The sequence below is a fragment of the Cupriavidus sp. 01L415 genome (assembly GCF_056400065.1).
Map to the genome: position 1 here is coordinate 108,810 of NZ_JBFTSP010000009.1, position 18,991 is coordinate 127,800.

An 18,991-nucleotide genomic window follows, 5' to 3' on the forward strand; every position below is an offset into this window, starting at 1 on the left:
CGCACCCGTCGCCATCATGCACGGGTGCGTACATGATCAGTGACTGTTCGCTGAAGGTAGTCGGAAGCGACCCGGTCAAGCCAGCCCCCTCCTAAGTTGTCGCCTGCCTGCATCGGCTGGAGAGTCGTAATCTGTCGAGTGTAGCGGCCAAAGGCGCAATCGGGAACTGCAGTCGGCTGACAGGGTGTCCCGAGCAAGGCGCCGCTCGTAGGTCCAGCGCCTCCTTTGTGCTACAAGGCCGCCACATGCCAGAGACGCGGCCTGCACACGGCTAGCATTTCCCCTTCTTTGCCTGCCCCGGGGGACAACCGCCATTCCCCTTGCCGCGGCCGGTGTAGTACTTCTCGCCTTTGGGACCGTTGTGTTTGCGCCAGTAGTCCGGATCGCGGTACTCCCCGCCATCCCAGTAGTAGCCCCTGCTATCCCGGCTGCCGAAGGTGATGGTCACACCGGGCGCCTGGATACGCGCATTCCCTACGTCTACATTGACATCAGCCGCGCTCGCGGCCCAAACGCTGCACGCGAGCATGATCGCAATGACAGATTTTTTCATGGAGCCCCCTTGGTGATGTGTGAAACAGGCGCCGCAAACAATAGCAGCATCCGAATGGATTCATGGCTATTGTGGCCGGAACCCTGCTTCAAAACCGAGGCATCCTCTTAACGTAAGAGCTAGCCTTGGATGGCTGAGTCGGCCGAAAAGCGGTACTTCGCACGCGCGCAATTGAACGGCCGCCCCCGACCCGCCAGCAGAAATCTCGCCCCACAGACATCGAATCCCGTTGATTCCTGGTCTGTCGACCACGTTTGACTACTACCGCCTGTGGTCAGTGCTTGCCATGTTCCAGATGTGCCTTCCTACGCCGATTGCTGGCACGCATTTCAGCTTGACCTTCGGCGCGCGATCGGCCCTTGTCGCGATCCGCGGCATTGGGGCCATTGCTATTGCGCATCCTTGGCCGCTCAAGTGCATGTCCGAGCGCCCACCGAAGTCACCACCGGCCCTGGTGCCGCCACCCAGGCCACCTCCGCCACGTTGTGCGTGAGCGCCGAGCGAAGTGGCAAACAGAATTACGGCCGCGAGCAATGGAGTTCAGCAGCGCCACGGCCGCGCGTCTCAATCAAGACGTCCTCGTTCGACGTGTCTGCACCTCAGCATGAAAGGGGTTAGCCCGCGCTGCCCCCTTCATGATGGTCAAACGCGGACCACCCGTTGCGCTTGGGCCCGCCTGATGTCGCTCTGTGATCAGATCGCGCGACCCTGTCGCGCTGCTCGGCCACAGGCCGGCCTCAGCGCTTATCCGTTTCCGAATACCAGTAGATCCGCTTGCGCTTGCCGACGCCGGAGATGCTTACCTGCTGCACACCCAGCCCTGACTTGTCGTCACCACCGGTGGTGCTTGTCTGGTTGCCAGCACCCAGCAGTACCGGGACCACCGAGGTTTGGCCACCGTCATCAACCGCAACCATACCAAACACGGCCGACGGCGGGAAACCGCCGCCGTCCAGCACAACGTTGCGCCCGGTGTTCTGTCCGGCACCCGTGAGGAAACTGAACGCGTAGCTACGTGCCACGCCCAGGTTGGGATAGCACATGCCCGCCTTAGGCACCGCGGGAGTGTTGGTGCCAACTGTGGTGTACTGCCCCACCGTCAGCGGCGCATTCACTGCCTTCTCCCCCGGGTTGAGCAGCGTGATATAGAAACCGGAACGTGAGCCGTCATAGAGCGACGACGTGGCATCAACCAGATTTGCTTCGGTCAGCGGCGTCCAACTGGCTGGCATGCCAAGGATATTGCTGTCCTTGATCATGTAGAGCCGGTTGACCACGTTGTATGCGGTGCCGGGCGTGGCCGACGCCGAAAACAGCGGGTGCTCGCGATCTCCCGAGCCAAGCGTGACCGCATCGTAGCCGCGCGTCGATACGACGTCTGGCGCGTAGAAGAACTTGCGGGCATTGTTGGTGTTCGCATCGCCGCCGAGCGTCGCGAGCCTGGTAAATGTCCAGTTGACTGGCGCATTGCCCGTAGCGGATTCGAAATCGGCACGCCAGACATTACCGCCGACGTCGCCGACATACAATCTCTCGATATACCCGTCACTGTTGCGGTCCACCACTGCGATATCCGAAGGAATGGAGCGGGTCAGGCCGGGCACAGCCAGACAAGTACCAGTGACACCGCCGCACGCCGGCAGCGCGCTCCAGACGATGCTGCCGCTGAAGGCATCGAACGCGACAACGCCGCGCCCCATGGAGTCGACGCCCGGCGACGGATCGCTGTCCTCGGCCGGGTCATAGCCTGCACCCATCACGATCAGGGGCCGGCTGTAACCGCGCACGCGCATCACACGCGGCTGCGACCACGTTTGCCCCAGCTCGGCCAGGTCGGCGTTAGTCCGCTTCCACAGGAACCGGGGGGTAGTCGGGTCGGTCACGTCAAGCGCATAGACCATCCGGCCGCCGCGGCGCGCAGTCAGGTAAAGAATGATGCGCGGATTGGCCGGATCGCGCAGGTCCTGGAGCACAGTGGTGCTACCGTCGAAGAAGTAGTCACGAGGCTGCGGCGCCGGCGTGATGCCATCCGGCGTGGTCGAAAGCTTGATTTCCGGCGAGTTGACGTAGAGACGGCTCAGCTTGCTGAAGAACTCGGGCGCAATGAAGCCCCACAGTTCTCCGCCTGGCCGCACGCTGCCGATGCCCTGCGTTCGGTTGGCATTGACCGCATGGAAAACCCCATCGTTTGTGCCGTAGTACACCACCACGCCAGTGCTGCCGCCGTAGTTCACCACTGCCGGGCGCGAATGCAGGACGTCCGCATGAATTGAGGCACGCACGCTAACCGGGGAGCCTGGGCCGGCCTCGGCTTCCGTTCCGGCCAGGCTCTTCGAATCGGTGGCCGCAACGTCCTGGCCACGGACCCACGCAATCATCTTCGGCAACTCCGTTGCGGAGAGCGTAGTGGAACCGCTTATCCCGGCGTTGACCGCCGCGAGCCCGCTCGAACCCGTGAGCCAGCTGTTGGACGTATCGAACGACGGCAGCGCGCCCGTGGCCGGGCAGTTGTCGATGCCATTGCAAGTGAGCAGCCGACGGGTGTCCTGGCTGGTGAGGAACTGGGCGCGCAGCATCTCTGCCACGCCCCCTTTCTCCACAACTTCACCATCTGGCGAATCGAGATTCCATCCCGCGCTGGCAGGACTGTTCACCCAGAATCCCTTGGCGGGCCAGTTCTTCACGCCTGTGCTCCCGTAGCCGCTCGTACTAAAGGTCAGTGGCGGGTCGGCGGTCCAGAAGCTCACGGCGTTCGGCGATATGAAGCCCGTAGATGCGTTGCTGATGGCACTGGCGCCCGTGGAGTCCTGCAGTACGAGCTTGCGATTGGTATCGTAGCCAACCTTGTACTGCTTCAGGTTACCCATCCAGCGCGGCGCCGCCGTAGCATCGGGCCGGAACATGCCGACGTACACCTGGTTCAAGAACTGGCCCTGCGCATTGACCGATGCAGGGAGACTCACGGAAGCAAACACGCTGTTGACGGCCTGCACCTCATTGAAAATCTGCAGCAGGGCCGAAGTCAGTCCATTGACATCGCCAAGCTGCACGACATAGGACTTGCCACCGCCGTTGCTGCCCATGCTGCTGGCCAGCTGAACGTAGTCAGGATTCTTGCCGTCGGTCACCGCGATCGTATACGTGGTGATGTTCTGGCGGTTGTCCATGTTGCCCAGCACGTCGCTCTGGTACATAAAGCGTGCCCATTCATCGCCCCAGCTGCTCTGGTACTTGGTATTGGCCGGCAGCACGATTTCCTGCTGTTGCGTCGTGCTGGCGCCGGCCTTGCCCAGGGCGTCAAAGGCAGCCTGTCCGGTGTCCTGAGGCTTGCCATTGTTGACCGCGTTGGCGATATAGATGACAAAATTGTGCTGACACGGGTTGTCGATGGGCGTCGTGTACTGTGTGCCAGACAGCCCGGTACGACCCGCGTAGTAGGCCCAGGCCTCCTGCATGCCGCCGGCGACCTGCGAATTATTGGCGTTGTCGGCCTGGCGGTCGATGCTCTTCACGTAGGTCAGGAAGCTGTCGATGCCGGTGCTGTCCATCAGCGGCAACTTGTAGGGCGCCGCCGAGGGAAAGCGGAACTTGCCGCCCACATTGCTGCCGTTGCCGAACATCATCACGCCGAGATTCAGGTTGCCAAGCAGCGTGGGGCTCTTCCGGATCGAGTCCACCGCGTTGTAGAGCGCGCATTGCTCTGCGCCCACGTCCTTTCCGTCGTTGTTGCTCGAGACCACCCCCGGCGTGGAGCAGGTGAAGCTGGCGGAGGCATCCCAGGTAGAGGCATTGTCGAACAGGATCAGAACGTTCGGCTTGCCCGAATCTGGCTGGACGCCTGTGTACAGGTCGATGTCCTCGGCCCTGGCCGAGTGCAGGACGGAGACTACGAGCCAACTGGTCAGGGCAAGGCGAAGGACGATGGGGCGCATAAAAGAGTTCCCTGTAGAACGCATACGGTAGAGCAGGTGCAGCAGGCAGGTAGGCGCGAAAACTATGGGCACGCAGTGCCGTATGGCACTCGTACCGCAACACCCTGGTGCAGGGTGGCAGGATCCCGGTGTTGTTATTGCCGCCGCCGACAAAGCAGGACACATCGTCGGCACTCGTTTCATCGAGTTCGATGTTCTTGATTGGCTTGCTGGTCTCACAGACGGGTGCAGCCACCTGGGCCGTATAGTCCGCGGTGCCATCGCCGTTGACATCCACCGGCACGCTCGCGGCCACCGGGTTGGCCGTGAAATTCTGGCTGATGACCTGCTCAATACCCTGCTGTGCGGCGTTCTTCGCCTCCACGCCATGCTGCTGGTTGGCGGTGATCTTCGTATTCACCACGCCTGAGTTGACCAGCGAGATCGTCATCAGCAGAAAGATGACCAGGAAAACCAGCGTGACAAGGAGGGTCGTGCCAGATTGCTGGCGCCGAGTTCGTTGCATGAATTACTCCCGGGGGCCCGCCACATTGACGAGCCTGGCAACCTGCGCATAGACGTGCCGCTTGTATCCGTCATTGAACGGCCCGCTCGGCTGGGCGCGTCCGAGGTCATAGGAACGGCTGTCCTTCCATCCGGTTGACATACGTGAGGTGCGGGCCAGCACGTTGATTCGCACGGCCGTCACGTTCTGCCAGTTGGCCAGTGCCGTGCTCCAGTCGTAGCCGGCAACGGCGGTACATGCAGCGGCATTGTTGACGCCAGGATCGCCAACATAGCAATCGGGGGAGCCGTTGTTGTCCATATCCACGCCGTACACAAGATGCATGTCCTGGATGCCCTGGGCGATGGCGCTGACCTGGAAGGCACCCCCGGAAAGCTCCGCCATCTTGAGCGTCGGCACGCCGTCGCCGGTGCCCGTGCACTGATCGCAGCCGGCCAGGTAGAAGATACGCACCACGGCCTGGCGCAATTCCGCCGGCACGGCGGCATTGCACGTCTTGGTACGCAACGTGAACGCCGGCGCGCTGGCACCGAATACGAGCGATGCCGTGTCGTCCGCGCAGTACGACGCCTGCAGATAGGACTGTCCCAGTGAGACGGCTGCTGCGGGTGTCGTCGATACGCGCCGGACGACCACGATCTCGGACGTGGGCAGAAGGTCGGTCAGGCAAGGCGCCACGGTGCCCGGCGGAAATCCCTGCACGCCCAGGGGCATTGTCACGGGCGAACCCGAGAAGCCGAGGGCGGCGGCGTCCGTTGCGCACAGGTCCGGGCTGGAGGGTATCGCCGACTTGGCCAGACCCGACGCACCAAAGAAGCCTGCAAGTTCGATCTCCCGGCCTAGCGTATCGAGCAGGTAACGCCCGTTCTCCATCTGCTCCGCGCTGTTGGAGAACTCGGCGCGCGTGCGTGTGGTGGACATATAGAGGCTGGCAAGCGCCGTCAGCAGCAACAGGCTGAGCGTGATGCCGACCATCAGCTCGACGAGCGAGAAGCCGTGCTGTCGCACCAGGCGAGGCGGTGTCCGGTTCACGAGAGCACTCCGATGCGGACCTGTACGCTCACCGCGCGACGATTGGCGTCATCGCCAAACTGGCCACGGCCGCACGGCAGCGCTGGGGCACCAGTCTTGGCCAGCCCCTGCCAGGCGATGGTCACGCGGTAAATTTGGTTGGGCGTATCCAGCAATTCGACGCAGCCCAGCGCACCGATCATGGCACCGACCGCCTTGCCGCCATCGTTCTCGGCGCTGCCGAGAAGTGCGGTGCCCCACGCGGCCAGGTCTGCCGTGGCGAGGGCGCGCTGGGCATCCGTACCAACCGCACAGGCGGGCGGAGCTGCGGTGCTGCTGCCGGCAACCGTGATAGTGCCGCCGCTGGCATAACACGCCGCCGCCTGCCGGTTGGCGTTGAGCCGCGTCACCATGTCCTGCAGCAACGTCAGCGCCTGCGCGCGCTGATACGACTCCATTTCAGACTGCCCGGAACGCGCGATCAGTCCGGCGGCGCCGAGCAAGGCTACCAGCAGGATAACCACGGATACCAGCACTTCAATCAAGGTGGCGCCGCGCTGGTGGCGCCTTTGCAACCGATGCAGATCCCCTGGTCTGTGTCGTGTCATCAGCAAGCCCCCGAGACCGTGGCGGCACGGCCAGTGCCGCTGACCTGCACGCAGACCGTAGCATCGGTCTGCGTCGCATCCGTAGGTGCCACCTGGAATGTCTGGCTGCCACTGCCCAGCCTGCCGTCGTTACCTACGGAGAGTGACGTGCCGCCACTGGCGGTGATCGCCACGCCGTCATAGGGGCCGTAGCCACGCACCCTCTCGGTGCCAGCCGTGACAGCCCATCCGCCAGCCCAGGCGCCAGAAGCGGCCATCGTCATCGTGCTGTTGCGTTTGACGGCTTCGCTGCGCGCCAGCGTCACGGCCGACGCAAGATCAGACGCCGCGTTGCGGGAGCGATTCGACGCAATCAGCCTTGAGAACGACGGAGCCGCCGCCATGGCGATAACCGCGAAGACGATCATGGTGATCATCAGTTCGGTCAGCGTGAATCCACGCATGCGTGACGCCGGGCACCGGCAGGAAGTATGAGGAGATGACATGGATTATTTCCAGCAGCCCTGCCCTGCCCCGGAAGCCGTCTTGTCGCCGGCGCCGGTGAGCGTCAACGTTCCACAGTTGGTATCGCCAGTGGCTTGCGTGCCGATCGGCGTGGCCGTCAGTTGGTATCCGGGCGGCGTTGCCACGGTAATCAGTGTGATCTGGTAGTTCGGGGAAACTGATGCAGGAAGGCTGGCGTAGCCCAGCGCGGGCAGCGTGGTGGCATAGGCGCGGGTATCGACCAGGAAGCGTTCCTGCATGCTGGCGACTTCCAGCAGGAACGACTCTGCCGCCGTGCGATTTGCGCGCACGATATAGCGTGTATAAGCAGGGATTGCGATAGCCGCGAGGATGCCGAGGATGGCCACGGTAATCATCAACTCGACCAGCGTAAAGCCGGCTGCGCGCGCAAAGCGCGAACGGCATGCGCCGGCCGTGACAGCCGACTTGATATCCCGAAATAGCCGTGCAAGGCTATATCGCACCGCCGGGCTTCTTTGGCCCATGCTCGCGCTCCTAGTTATGTCCTGCTGACCCGGTGCCGGACAATTTATGCAGCGAAGTGTAGTTTTGATTCCGCCGCCGGTCAAACGCCACGATATGACTGCGGTGCAACTGCAACGCTCCCGGGGATAAGTGCCGAATTCTTAAGGAAACATTAATGGCATTGAACCCGGAAAAGGCGCTCGGGTTGAAAATTTCCCTGGCACGAAAGACTAGGAGACCTACTACCCGCACTGGCTCGCCACGCTTGAGCCCCTGGTGGCAAGCAAAGGCGTCGCGAACGCAGAGATGCAGGCGCGCTACCGCGACGCTTGGCACTACGCGGCGCGTCGCTGCCTCACGGCAAGCCTGTTGAACTCTCGCCTGGCGATTTCCGGGGAAACGGGGATTCGTGAGTCGAACTCCGTTAAAAGCCGACTCTGCGGCCGTGGAACCGCCTTGTCGCTCTACCGCTTGGAGTCCACTACAGCCAACCGGGAGGGTGGCCCATAAGGGTCTCTTGCCGGCCCGGGAGGCGCCAGACGACCTTGTGAGTTTCTATCAAAGGGCTGGCTGGGACGAAGATGCGATCGAGATCTGAATACTTGATACGATACGTCGCATCCACCGTTGCATCCACAGCCAGAAGCGGTTGATGACAAAAACGACGATTGAGAATCCGCCTGGCGAGCCCCTGTTATCGTTCCGATTTGAAGCCTCGCAAACGACCTTGACTGAACTCGCCGCCCACCAGGAGAAGCCCGTCATGCCGAGATTTCCACGCATCGTCGCCAAACTTGCGCTCGCTTCGCTGGTCATCCTGGTCGTGGGGTGCGGCGGCATGACCGCGCAGCAAACGAGTGGTGTCGAACGCCTCTACGTCCTCAACTGTGGCGAAGGTATCGCCGGCGACATCTCACGCTGGTCGCCCAGCGTGAATGTCGGCAAACCGATGGCGTTCGCTAACAATTGCTATTTAATAAAGCACACCCAGGGCTGGATGCTATGGGACACGGGCGTAGACGACTCCATTGCCGCCATGCCAGACGGGCAGGCCCCGACGGATCCGAAGGCGATACATTGGCGTCGGCCGAAGACCCTGGCAAGCCAGTTGGCGCAACTCGGTGTCAAGCCCTCTGACATCCAATATGTCGCAGTTTCTCACACCCACCCGGACCATATCGGCAATGTAGAGATGTTCCCACAGGCGATGCTGTTGGTGCAGAAGGCTGAATACGAATGGCCCGGTGCCAACAATACACCGCGCTTCAAGCCCGGGCATCCAGTCACTAAGCTCGAAGGCGACAAGGACGTGTTTGGTGACGGTAGCGTGACGCTCATTTCGACATCCGGCCACACACCTGGCCATCAGTCGTTGCTGCTCAAGCTGCCGAGGACGGGTGCGGTCGTGCTGTCGGGTGACGCAGCCCACTTCGAGAGCAACTGGGTCAATCGGCGAGTGCCTTCCATCAACTTCGACAAGGACATGACGCTGGCCTCGATGCAACGCATTGCCGAGTTGCTGGCACGGGAAAAAGCGCAGCTCTGGATCAATCACGACAAAGCGCAGCGCGACACGCTTAAGATGGCGCCGCAGTATTACGAGTGACCGCTACCGCTCTCGCGAGAACGATCTGCTTCGAGGTGGTCAGAGACGATCGCAGATTCCAGTTGGGCATCCGACCGAGCGCGTCCCGTCGGAAGACGGTCTCTCGCGGAATTCGCGCCCTTCTTCTCAGATAATAAGAAAACCAAATGGAAGACATCGATGCCCAACCCGCAGATCACTCGATCCACTCTGTCCTGCGCGAACGCATCGTTGAGCATCTCTTCGTAGGTCAAGCCCTCCAGCGCTTGTGGCAAGTAGGGATTACAGATGCCGAGGTCTTACGCTCAGAGTTCGATGCTGGTGGCTACGACCTTGTGATGAGCTACCGCAATCTTGTGCGTCACATCCAACTGAAGGTGCCTGTCGTCGATGCAACGACCAGCAAGATTACCGCTAATCTCAAGCTTCAGAAGCGTCCCTGCGGATGTGTCTTATGGATTTTGGTGCGTCCGTGCTTGACGATTGATTCATATCGTTGGTTTGGAGCTCGTCTGGGAAGCCGCTTCCGGCCATTGACAAAAAGAAGGTCGCCAAACACTCGCGGGGAAATTCTTCGGAACACAAGGCCCAGCGACCCAACCAACATGTTATCGCCGTGAGTGCCTTCAGGCGGATCGACTCGTTGGACGATCTTCTCACTACTTTGCTGGGGGGTTAATTTGCCATTGGCGACGAAGGCGATTGAACCGCCCCGAACTTCGCGGAGACCCATGCTTGGCACAGGAGACGCATTGCAGCCGACGACCGCTTCCCCTCAACAAGTGGTCGTTGACATGTAATGTGATCAACGGCGGTAACGGCTCGTTCTCCGACCCTCAGTCACCCCGCCCATCCGCGATATACCCAAAAAAGCCCGCTCGAAGCGACCGCTCGAAGCGGGCCATCGTAGGAGCCTTGTGCCGGTCGGTCATGCACGGCGATGGCCGCCACCCACCCGACGCTGGCGACCTATGCGACCGCGTTGCGCAGCGCCTCGCCCCGCACCCAGCGGCTCAGGTTGTCCAGGAAGATGTCGACCACGCGCGCGGCGTTGCCGTCTGAGAATCCGGCGCTGTGCGGCGTGGCGATGACGTTGGGCAGTGCCCAGACCGGCGAGTCCGCGGGCAGCGGCTCGTGGGCGAACACGTCCAGATAGGCGCCTGCCAGCCTGCCGTCACGCAGTGCGTCGACCAGTGCGGGCTCGTCGACCACTTCCCCGCGCGCCACGTTGACCAGCCGCGCCCCTGCGGGCAGGCTGGCAAGCGCGGCGGCATTCACCAGTCCGCGCGTCTGGTCGGTCAGCGGGCAGGCCAGGATCAGCCAGTCGGTACGCGGCAACACCGTCGCCAGCGATTCGAACGTGATCGTCTCGTAGCCATCGCCAGCTGGCGTCGCGCGCTGGCGCACCACCACCACCGACATGCCGAACAGCTTCAGCACCGCGCCCAGCTGCTGTCCGATCGGGCCCCAGCCAACGATGGTGGCCGTCTGGCCGTGCAGGTCGCGCGGCAACCCCGTGCCGATCAGCGGTGCCCAGCGACGCTCCCGCTGGGCATCGAGCATCTGCGGAAAATGCCGCGCAAGCGCCAGGAGCCCTGCCAGTGCGGTCTGGGCCACGACCCCGGCGTTGGCGCCCGACGATGTGGTCACCGTCACCCCGCGCTGCCGTAGCTGACCGAACACCGCGCGGTCAGCGCCTGCGGAATGGGTATGGGCCCATTGCAGCGACGGCGCTTCAAGCATCGCGGTATAGAAACGCCGGGTGGCCGGCAGGATTTCGTGCTTGGTGGAAAGCCCGGTGACATCGCGCGAGACGAACGCGATATCCGCATCGACACCATGCGGATCGTCCGTGGCAGGCGGCAACACCGGCTCCCACGCACGCGTGCCCAGCGCTGCGCCAATCGCCTCGCGGTTGTGGCGCAGCGACGCCTCGGACAACAGGACGCGCAGCGGCGCGTCGGATACGGATTCAGGCTTTACCATGTTCCTCGCTCAATCGACGGTGGCGCCGGAGGCTTTCACCACACTCTTCCATTTGACGTATTCCTTGCGCGTGAACTGCCCGAACTGCTCGGCCGATCCGCCCACGGGGTCCGCCCCCTCGCGGATCATCTGGGCTTGCAGGGACGGCAAGGCATCGTTTACCGCCTGGTTGACCCGGGCGATGACCGTCGGCGGCGTGCCCTTCGGCGCGAAGATGCCGAACCACGATCCAGCCTCGAAGCCCGGGAAGCCCTTTTCCGCCACGGTCGGCAGGTCCGGCAGCGAGCGCGAGCGCCGGGCGCTGCTGACCGCCAGCGCGCGCAGCTTGCCGGACTGGATGTGCGAAATCACGGACGGAATCGTCGCGAACATGAACTGTATCCGACCGGACAGCAAATCATTGAGCGCATCCGCGCCCTTGTAGGGGATATGGGTGGCCTGCGTGCCGATCCGCTCCGTCAGCATGAAGCCGGACAGGTGCGACGAGGTGCCCACGCCGGTCGAGCTGTAGTTCAGCTTGCCGGGGTTGGCCTTGGCATAGGCGACGAATTCCTCGAACGATTTCACCGGCAGCGACGGATGCACCACCAGCACGTTGGGCACGTCGGCGATCTGCACGACGGGCATCAGGTCCGTCAGCGGGTCATAGTTCAGGCGCTTGTACAGGGTCTGGTTGATCGAGATCGGGCCGACCGAATCGACCAGCAGGGTGTAGCCATCCGCCGGCGATCGCACGACGAACTCGGTGCCAATATTGCCGCCGGCGCCCGGCCGGTTGTCGACCACGAACGATTGCTTGAAGCGCTGCGCCAGATGCTGACTCACGCTGCGAGCCAGCATGTCGGTGGTGCCGCCGGCCGTAAATGCGACCACCACGCGCACCGGCTTGGCGGGATAGTCTTCGGCGGCATGGGCCGTCGTGTTCAGGGCGATGCCGGCACCGGCAAGGGTCAGGCACGTCACGCTTTGGGTCAGCCATCGACCGGGGGCAAATCGACGCATGGGAAGTCTCCTGTGAATGCAGCGGTCCGCCGGGCGGCCGCTGTCTTTTCGATGGGAAGGATGGTTCAAACGGTACCGAAGTCGTAGAGCCTGGCCGGGTTGGTGACCAGCACGCGTTCTCGCGCGGCGGCATCCGGCAGCCAGCGCGCCAGCAGGTTGAACAGCACGCCGTCGTCGGGCATCTGCGCGGCTTCGAAGTAATTGATGTGTGGCCAGTCGGAGCCCCACACCACCTGCCCCGGATTGGCCGCCAGCAGCGCGGCGACAAATGGATCGACCTCGTGATACGGCGCACCCGCGGGCTGCAGCCGATCCGCGCCGGAGATCTTGGTCCAGGCCACGCCCTCGGCCAGCAGCGCGCACAGCGCCTGGAAACCGGCATCGGCCACGCCGCGTGCCGTGGCCATGCGGCCCATGTGGTCGATGACCAGCGGCAGCCTCACGGCCTTCAGTCGTGGCGCCAGCGTCACCAGATCCGGCGCGTGAATCCAGATCTGCGCGTGCCAGCCGCGCTCGGCTAGCCGGGGCGCCAGCGCGTCCAGCACCTCGATGCCCACGCCGTTGCGATACACCGCGTGGCCACCCATTTGGTAGAGGTTGATGCGCACGCCGCGCACGCCGGCCGCGTGCCACGCGTCGAGTTCGGCGTCGCTGGTATCGGCGGCGGGCACGACGATTCCGCGCAGGCGTGTGGGGTACTTGCGCAGCGCATCGGTCACCACGCTGTTGTCGGTGCCGCTGGCGCTGGCCGTCACCAGTACGCCGCGCGTCAGGCCGAGTTCATCCAGATGGGCGATGAATGCGTCGGCGGGATGCTCGGCCGGCGTGTAGCTGCGGTCCAGCGCGAGCGGATAGCGTGCAAACGGGCCAAATACGTGGGCGTGGCTGTCGCACGCGCCGGGCGGCGCGCGGAACGCCGGCGCTGCGATGGTTTTCAGCGGAGGAAGGCAGGGACGCGTCATGGCAAGGTTCGGGTAGCGGTTAATCCGGCGCCTTCAGGCGCCCGGCGGCGGCAAGCGTCTGGGCGCGCGCGTCCTCGCGTTGCAGCGATGCCAGCAATTCCTGCGGCGAGGAAGACTGCGCCACGCTACCCACGCTCAGCAGGCGGCTCTTGACGCTGCCTTCGGCCAGCACCTTGCGCAGCGCACCGTTGATCGCATCGACCACGGCGGCAGGCGTGCCCGCTGGTGCCAGCAGCCCGGTCGCCGTCGTGGCCTCGAAGTTGGCCAGGCCCGCCTCGCGCAACGTCGGCACCTTCGACAGCGCCGGGTCCCGTTCGCGCGACATCACCGCCAGCGCCCGCAACGCGCCGGACTGGATATGCGGCGCGGAGCTGGTCAGCTGATCCACCACCAGGTCAATCTGGCCACCCATCAGATCGATCAGCGCCGGGGCCGACCCCTTGTAAGGCACCTCGTTGAGCCGGATCTTCGCGGCGTCCTCGAGTTGCAACGCGGCCATATGGTTGGTCGTGCCGGGGCCGGCATGGCCCACCGTCACCTTACCCGGGTTCGCACGCGCATGGGCCAGCAGTGCGGCGATGTCACGGAAGCGCGTGTCGTTGCCCTTCACCACGACCACGAGCGCCGTGGTGGAGACCAGCCCGACCGGACTGAAACTGGCGAGTTTGAAGCTGGTGCGCGTCATCTTGGGCAGCACGACGATGGCGTTCGGCGTGGTCACCAGCAGCGTGCTGCCATCCGGCTCCGCACGCGATACCGCCGTGGCACCGATCACGCCGCCGGCGCCGGGCCGGTTGTCGACGATCACGTTGCGGCCCAGCGTCTGCTCCAGCGCCGGCGCAATCGCGCGTGCCACCACATCGAGGTTGCCGCCCGGGGCGAACGGCACCACCAGCGTGACCGGCTTGTTAGGAAGGCCCTGCGCCTGCGCCAACAGCGCGTGGGGGGCCACGCCGAGCGCGAGCATCTGCGCCAGCATGCGTCTGCGGTTGATCTGTCTCACTCCTTCTCCTTTGGGGGCTTTCTTCTGTGTCTGATAAGGAAGGTGAGGCCGCCGTCGTTTCCCGTTCCACGCGACCTCGAGGGGATCTCTCACCGTCTTTGCGGTGCTATGAAAATGAAGCGATAGCGGTCCTGGTCAGGCGCGGCCGCAGACAGATGCCTCCTAGTCGCGGTAGCTGGGGTCTAGACGATCGAGTTTGCGCAGGAGCGCAGGCCACTCCATCACGCCATACGGACGGCGCGTGCCGGGCTGGTAGTTGTTCCAGGTTTCCTGCAGGACATCCGCCGGCACGTCACGCAGCGGCGTGCCGCACGACATCGCCGCCACTTGCGAGCGGCAGGCCAGCTCCAGCCGGTGCATCCAATTGAACGCCTCGCCAACGGTGTTGCCCACCGTCAGCACGCCGTGGTTGCGCAGGATCAGCGCCTCGCCCTGACCAAGATCCTCGATCAGCGATGCCTGCTCGGCGGTATCGAGCACCACGCCCTGATATTCGTGATAGCCCACCTTCAGGAAGCGCATGGCGGTCTGCGTGACCGGCAGCAGGCCGCAATCAAGCGCGGATACGGCCATCGACGCCCAGCTGTGCGTGTGAATCACGCAGGCTACCTCGGGGCGGGCATGGTGCACGGCGCTATGGATCACGTAACCGGCCTTGTTGATGCCGTAGTTGAGTGCGCCGAAATCCGGCTTGGAAAGAATCTTGCCGTCGTGGTCGACCTTGATCAGGCTGGACGCGGTGATTTCCTCGTACATCATGCCGTAGGCATTGATCAGGAAGGCATCCTCCTCATCGGGCACGCGCACGGAGATGTGGTTGGCCATCATGTCCGCCATGCCGTACAGCTCCACCAGCCGGTAGCAGGCAGCCAGATCCACGCGGGCCTGCCACTCCGCCTCGCTGCATTGGCTGCGCATCGATGGAATGTTCAGCACACCGGGTTTCGTCATGATGGGTCTCCTCTGGGTCTAGCGTTATCTGGAAAGGGGCGCCGGGGTGAATCTTGTTTTAGTCCGAGCCGAGCGCCAGGTCATTCGATCGGCGCTTTTCGATGTGGTACTTCAGCAGGGCGGCGCTGCGATAGATGCCGTGCGCGAACTTGCCGTATGGCAGCGTCAGGAACAGCGCCATCACGATGCCGAGGTGCACGGCCAGCAGCGACGCCATCGCAGCGGAATCGCGCCAGGCCAGCAGCGCCAGGCCGCTTGCGCTGGTCAGGAACAGCAGCGCGATGAAGCCACGGTCCATCGGCTTCTGCTCCGGATCGCCCGTGCGCGGGTCGCGCCGCATATTGAGCCAGAACAGCCCAGCCGTGCCGATCAGCAGGCCGATGCCGCCCACCATGCCCAGCAGCACCGGCAAGCTGGTCACCGGATACGGCGCGTGCAGGTCCAGCAGATAGTGATACAGCGTGGCGACCGCCGTGGCGGCGAAGCACAGCATGAAGCCATAGAACGTGAAATGGTGGAAGCGCCGGCGCACCAGCGTGAAGGCATCGTCCGCGTTGTTGCAGCCCTGTCCGTGGCCGCCGTCGAGGTACTTGAGCCGCAACGCGTCATGCGCGGCGCCACCGACGGCCGCGCCGCGTGCTTCGCCCGGCCGCGTGCCCGGCGACACCTGCCGCCAGAACCGCGTCACCCCTGCCCCCAGCGCCAGCATCGCGAACAGGAACACCACGCCGAACATCGCCGCCAGCAGGTTGTGCGGGAAGATCGCGTAGAAATTGCCTGCCAGCGGTGCGTGCAGCAGGCTGCCGCGCATCGCCAGCACCATCAGCAGGAACAGCGCCAGGCCACCGGCGAGCGCCAGTGCGGTAACCAGCCCGGCACGGCGATACAGGCCGCCGAGGGCCGCCGGAAACGCGTAGTCCCCATAGGTCTGCACGCGCACCTTCGCCATCGCCTGCGGGATGTTGACGGCGAATTCGTGCGGCGGCGCGTACTGGCACGCGTGGTAGCAGGCGCCGCAGTTGTGGCAGAGGTTGGCCAGGTAGTGGATGTCGGCCTTGCCGAATTCCAGCCGCCGCGTCATGGCGGGAAAGACCGCGCAGAAGCCCTCGCAATAGCGGCAGGCGTTGCAGATCTGCAGCGTGCGGGCGACTTCGCCTTCGTCGGTGGTCAGCGGCAATGCGCCTTGCGCCAGCGCCGCCGCCTCGCGCGTCAGCGCTTCAAGATGTTGCATGTTCTGTTTCCTGTGATGCCTGTCGGGCGCCAGCCCGTGCCGCCCCGCGTCTGATCGCAGCGGCGGCGGCCTGCGTGCCCGCGATGCGGCCAAATGCGGTGCCGATCGCCATGCCGACGCCCGCCGTATAGCCCTTGCCCAGCACGTTGCCGGCCATCATCTCGCCGGCCACGAAAAGGTTCTCGCTCGGCTTGCCGCCGAAATGCACGGCCGATTCATCGTTCACCTTCAGGCCCAGATAGGTAAAGGTGATGCCCGGACGCAGCGCGTAGCCATAGAACGGTGCCGTATCGAGCGGCCGGGCCCAGTGGGTCTTGGCCGGCGTCACGCCTTCGGTGTGGCAGTCGTCGAGCACCGTGTGGTCGAACTTGCCGACGCGGCAGGCGGCGTTGTATTCGTTGATCGTGCGCATGAAGGTGGCTTCATCGAGCCCCAGCTTGCGCGCCAGCTCAGGCAGCGTGTCGGCGGTCACGCCGGGGAACACCGGCGGCATGAAGCGGCCCACGGCCTTGGCGTCGATGATGGAGTAGCCGATCTGCTGCGGCTGCTGGGCGACCAGGCGGCCCCAGATCGCATATCGCTTGGGCCAGAAGTCCTCGCCTTCGTCGTAGAAGCGCTCGGCGTTGGCGTTCAGCACCACGCCCAGCGACACGCAATCGATCCGCGTGCAGATGCCGCCGTCATAGAGCGGCGCGCGCGCGTCGATGGCCACGCAGTGGGACTGCGACGGATCGCCGATGGCGTCGGCGCCCGCTTCGATCATGTATTTCAGCAGCACGCCCATGTTGAAGCGCGTGCCACGAATCAGGAAATTGTCGGCCGGCCATTCGCCACGTTCGTTCTGGCCCCAGGCCTCGCGCAGCCACTCGCGGTTCGATTCGAAACCGCCGGCGGCCAGCACGCAGGTGCGTGCCTCGATGCGTTCCTCGCCGATGCGGGCGGCCACGAAGCGGTCTCCGTCGAGCTCGATCGCGTCGACCGGCGCGTTGTAGCGAATCTGCACGCCGAGCTTTTCGGCGCTGCGATAGTACGCATTGACCAGCGCCTTGCCACCGCCCATGAAAAAGGCGTTGGTGCGCGCCACGTGCAGCGCGCCGGACAGCGGCGGCTGGAAGTGCACGCCGTGGCTGCGCATCCAGTCGCGGCAGGTGGAAGACGCGCGGATGGCAAGCCGCGCGAGGTGCTCGTCGGTCAGGCCGCCGGTCACCTTCAGCAGGTCTTGCCAGTATTCCTCTTCCGGGTAGGCATCGACGAGCACGTCTTGCGGCGCATCGTGCATGCAGCGGAGGTTGCGGGTGTGCTGGGAATTGCCGCCACGCCATTCTCGGGGCGCGGCTTCGAGCAGCATCACGCTGGCGCCGGCTTCCCGGGCCATGAGGGCTGCGCAGAGGGCGGCATTGCCGCCGCCGATCACCAGGACGTCGATCATGGCCGGACGCCCTGGCTGCAGGAATTTTTATGGGGAAGGGACACGACTTTCTCGGGCTTTTTGGAGTCTGTCCGGGACTGTAGCGGGCGGGCGGGACGCTGCTAAGCCCTTGTCCGACATGGGGGTATCACGATTCGTGATGGGGTGCGGACAACCGAACGGGCCTCGTTTTCAGCGGTGGCGCAGGAAGGCCGGGGGACGCTGGGCCAAGGCGACAAAAGGGACGAAAGCGACGGAAAAGTGCGACGAAAGAGCGCGACAAAAAAGCGCCGAAAACGGCGCCCGGGCCGCGTTTCAGCCCTCCAGCAACCGCGCGCCGCGCCAGCCACCTGACTTAACGAGTCCCCGTGCCGTATCGGCCAGCACCACGCGCAGCGCCAGCGCGGCCGGCGACAGTTCGTCGTCGGACAGGCTGCACAGCAGGTTCTGCCGGCCCACCTCGGGATCGTCGATCTGGGCCAGATGGAAGCGTGTTTCCGCATCGGGATACCGCCCCACCGCTGCCCAGGGCTGGAGCGTGGCGCCAAAGCCCATGTCCACGGCATCCATCAGCATGGCCAGCGAGTCGATCTCCTGCACCACGCGCGGCGCCACCTTGGCGCGGGCGAACGCCGCGTCCAGCGTGCTGCGCAGGCCGTGCACGCCGGTCGGCATGATCAGCGGGACCTCGGCCAGGTCGGCCATGCCCAATTGCGTGGAGGGCTCCGCCTTGCCTTGCGGCAGCGCCTGGCGCGACTGGATCAGGAACAGCGTCTCCTCCAGCAGCGGAATCACCGTCCAGCGCCGCGCCGCGTTGGTATCGAACAGCACCGCCAGGTCAAGCTGGCGGGCGTTGAGCATGGCGGTCAGGTGACCGGACAGGCTTTCCACGATATGCAGCCGTACATCGGGATAGCGCTCGCGCATCGCGCGGATCAGCGGCACGCCGATCACGGATGCAGTGGTCGGCGCCAGACCGACGCTGACGGTCCCGGTCAACCTGGCCTGATGGGCGGCGCGCCGGGCCTGCTCGGCATGACGCAGCGTGAGCTGGGCCTCGTGGAAAAAGGCGAGGCCGGCCTCCGTGGGCGTCACGCCATGCGGCGTGCGGCGCAGCAAGCGGGTCGCCAACTCCCCTTCCAGCCGGCTGATCTGCTGGCTGACGGCCGACTGCACCATGTCGAGCTCGAGCGCCGCCCGGCTCATGCTGCCGAGTTCGACCACCCGCACGAAATACTGAAGCTGGCGCAATTCCATCTGGCTCCCCCGAATTCCCGCATGCGCC

General features: G+C 64.3%; 16 protein-coding genes. 2 read left to right on the forward strand and 14 right to left on the reverse strand.

Going from position 1 to position 18,991, the window contains the following annotated elements; translation table 11 throughout:
• Positions 1-271: 271 nt before the first annotated feature.
• The 6 genes from AC1DOX_RS16215 to AC1DOX_RS16240 form a co-directional block, all read right to left on the reverse strand.
• Positions 272-553 (reverse strand): DUF2502 domain-containing protein, encoded by a 282-nt coding sequence (locus AC1DOX_RS16215; RefSeq protein WP_441618474.1) that lies wholly within the window; start codon positions 551-553, stop codon positions 272-274.
• A 737-nt stretch (positions 554-1,290) separates the two neighbouring features.
• Positions 1,291-4,485, reverse strand: coding sequence for a pilus assembly protein (locus tag AC1DOX_RS16220; RefSeq protein ID WP_441618476.1), 3,195 nt, complete (start codon positions 4,483-4,485; stop codon positions 1,291-1,293).
• Positions 4,486-4,993: 508 nt separating this feature from the next.
• The gene (locus AC1DOX_RS16225; RefSeq protein WP_441618480.1) at positions 4,994-6,022 is read right to left on the reverse strand and encodes a PilW family protein; all 1,029 of its coding nucleotides are present in this window, start codon (positions 6,020-6,022) and stop codon (positions 4,994-4,996) included.
• Positions 6,019-6,609, reverse strand: coding sequence for a type IV pilus modification protein PilV (pilV, locus tag AC1DOX_RS16230; protein WP_441618482.1), 591 nt, complete (start codon positions 6,607-6,609; stop codon positions 6,019-6,021). The genes AC1DOX_RS16225 and pilV overlap by 4 nt, the downstream gene beginning before the upstream one ends.
• Complete coding sequence (locus AC1DOX_RS16235) at positions 6,609-7,052, reverse strand: GspH/FimT family pseudopilin (protein WP_441618484.1); 444 nt, start codon at positions 7,050-7,052, stop codon at positions 6,609-6,611. The genes pilV and AC1DOX_RS16235 overlap by 1 nt, the downstream gene beginning before the upstream one ends.
• Positions 7,053-7,097: 45 nt before the next feature.
• Positions 7,098-7,598 (reverse strand): type IV pilin protein, encoded by a 501-nt coding sequence (locus tag AC1DOX_RS16240; protein ID WP_441618486.1) that lies wholly within the window; start codon positions 7,596-7,598, stop codon positions 7,098-7,100.
• 632 nt (positions 7,599-8,230) lie between these two features.
• On the opposite strand from AC1DOX_RS16240, the gene AC1DOX_RS16245 reads away from it, so the two are divergent.
• Positions 8,231-9,184, forward strand: coding sequence for an N-acyl homoserine lactonase family protein (locus tag AC1DOX_RS16245; RefSeq protein ID WP_441618488.1), 954 nt, complete (start codon positions 8,231-8,233; stop codon positions 9,182-9,184).
• Positions 9,185-9,330: 146 nt separating this feature from the next.
• The gene (locus AC1DOX_RS16250; protein WP_441618490.1) at positions 9,331-9,783 is read left to right on the forward strand and encodes a hypothetical protein; all 453 of its coding nucleotides are present in this window, start codon (positions 9,331-9,333) and stop codon (positions 9,781-9,783) included.
• Between the two features lie 349 nt (positions 9,784-10,132).
• Here the strand turns inward: AC1DOX_RS16250 and AC1DOX_RS16255 are convergent, their stop codons facing one another.
• The 8 genes from AC1DOX_RS16255 to AC1DOX_RS16290 form a co-directional block, all read right to left on the reverse strand.
• Positions 10,133-11,149 carry a D-2-hydroxyacid dehydrogenase gene (locus AC1DOX_RS16255; RefSeq protein ID WP_441618492.1) on the reverse strand — a complete coding sequence of 339 codons (1,017 nt, stop codon included), beginning with the start codon at positions 11,147-11,149 and terminating at the stop codon, positions 10,133-10,135.
• A gap of 9 nt (positions 11,150-11,158) precedes the next feature.
• Entirely contained in the window at positions 11,159-12,151 is a 993-nt protein-coding gene (locus tag AC1DOX_RS16260; RefSeq protein WP_441618494.1) for a Bug family tripartite tricarboxylate transporter substrate binding protein, read from the reverse strand.
• 65 nt (positions 12,152-12,216) lie between these two features.
• Positions 12,217-13,113 (reverse strand): amidohydrolase family protein, encoded by an 897-nt coding sequence (locus tag AC1DOX_RS16265; protein WP_441618496.1) that lies wholly within the window; start codon positions 13,111-13,113, stop codon positions 12,217-12,219.
• Positions 13,114-13,132: 19 nt separating this feature from the next.
• On the reverse strand, positions 13,133-14,116 hold the full coding sequence (locus AC1DOX_RS16270) for a Bug family tripartite tricarboxylate transporter substrate binding protein (RefSeq protein WP_441618498.1): 984 nt from the start codon (positions 14,114-14,116) through the stop codon (positions 13,133-13,135).
• Between the two features lie 162 nt (positions 14,117-14,278).
• Positions 14,279-15,067 carry a class II aldolase/adducin family protein gene (locus AC1DOX_RS16275; protein ID WP_441618500.1) on the reverse strand — a complete coding sequence of 263 codons (789 nt, stop codon included), beginning with the start codon at positions 15,065-15,067 and terminating at the stop codon, positions 14,279-14,281.
• A 58-nt stretch (positions 15,068-15,125) separates the two neighbouring features.
• Positions 15,126-16,298: a tricarballylate utilization 4Fe-4S protein TcuB gene (gene tcuB / locus AC1DOX_RS16280; protein ID WP_441618502.1), complete on the reverse strand. Its 1,173-nt coding sequence runs from the start codon at positions 16,296-16,298 to the stop codon at positions 15,126-15,128.
• On the reverse strand, positions 16,285-17,727 hold the full coding sequence (gene tcuA, locus AC1DOX_RS16285) for an FAD-dependent tricarballylate dehydrogenase TcuA (RefSeq protein ID WP_441618504.1): 1,443 nt from the start codon (positions 17,725-17,727) through the stop codon (positions 16,285-16,287). The genes tcuB and tcuA overlap by 14 nt, the downstream gene beginning before the upstream one ends.
• 294 nt (positions 17,728-18,021) lie before the next feature.
• A complete protein-coding gene (locus AC1DOX_RS16290) occupies positions 18,022-18,963 on the reverse strand; it encodes a LysR family transcriptional regulator (protein ID WP_441618506.1) in 942 nt (313 codons plus the stop codon).
• Positions 18,964-18,991 lie beyond the last annotated feature (28 nt).

What these genes read in the sequence shown, in the direction of transcription:
- AC1DOX_RS16215 (WP_441618474.1), bottom strand. Translation starts at nt 553, where the DNA reads ATGAAAAAATCTGTCATTGCGATCATGCTCGCGTGCAGCGTTTGGGCC.
- AC1DOX_RS16220 (WP_441618476.1), bottom strand. Translation starts at nt 4,485, where the DNA reads ATGCGCCCCATCGTCCTTCGCCTTGCCCTGACCAGTTGGCTCGTAGTC.
- pilV (WP_441618482.1), bottom strand. Translation starts at nt 6,609, where the DNA reads ATGACACGACACAGACCAGGGGATCTGCATCGGTTGCAAAGGCGCCAC.
- AC1DOX_RS16235 (WP_441618484.1), bottom strand. Translation starts at nt 7,052, where the DNA reads ATGCGTGGATTCACGCTGACCGAACTGATGATCACCATGATCGTCTTC.
- AC1DOX_RS16240 (WP_441618486.1), bottom strand. Translation starts at nt 7,598, where the DNA reads ATGGGCCAAAGAAGCCCGGCGGTGCGATATAGCCTTGCACGGCTATTT.
- AC1DOX_RS16245 (WP_441618488.1), top strand. Translation starts at nt 8,231, where the DNA reads ATGACAAAAACGACGATTGAGAATCCGCCTGGCGAGCCCCTGTTATCG.
- AC1DOX_RS16250 (WP_441618490.1), top strand. Translation starts at nt 9,331, where the DNA reads ATGGAAGACATCGATGCCCAACCCGCAGATCACTCGATCCACTCTGTC.
- AC1DOX_RS16255 (WP_441618492.1), bottom strand. Translation starts at nt 11,149, where the DNA reads ATGGTAAAGCCTGAATCCGTATCCGACGCGCCGCTGCGCGTCCTGTTG.
- AC1DOX_RS16260 (WP_441618494.1), bottom strand. Translation starts at nt 12,151, where the DNA reads ATGCGTCGATTTGCCCCCGGTCGATGGCTGACCCAAAGCGTGACGTGC.
- AC1DOX_RS16265 (WP_441618496.1), bottom strand. Translation starts at nt 13,113, where the DNA reads ATGACGCGTCCCTGCCTTCCTCCGCTGAAAACCATCGCAGCGCCGGCG.
- AC1DOX_RS16275 (WP_441618500.1), bottom strand. Translation starts at nt 15,067, where the DNA reads ATGACGAAACCCGGTGTGCTGAACATTCCATCGATGCGCAGCCAATGC.
- tcuB (WP_441618502.1), bottom strand. Translation starts at nt 16,298, where the DNA reads ATGCAACATCTTGAAGCGCTGACGCGCGAGGCGGCGGCGCTGGCGCAA.
- tcuA (WP_441618504.1), bottom strand. Translation starts at nt 17,727, where the DNA reads ATGATCGACGTCCTGGTGATCGGCGGCGGCAATGCCGCCCTCTGCGCA.
- AC1DOX_RS16290 (WP_441618506.1), bottom strand. Translation starts at nt 18,963, where the DNA reads ATGGAATTGCGCCAGCTTCAGTATTTCGTGCGGGTGGTCGAACTCGGC.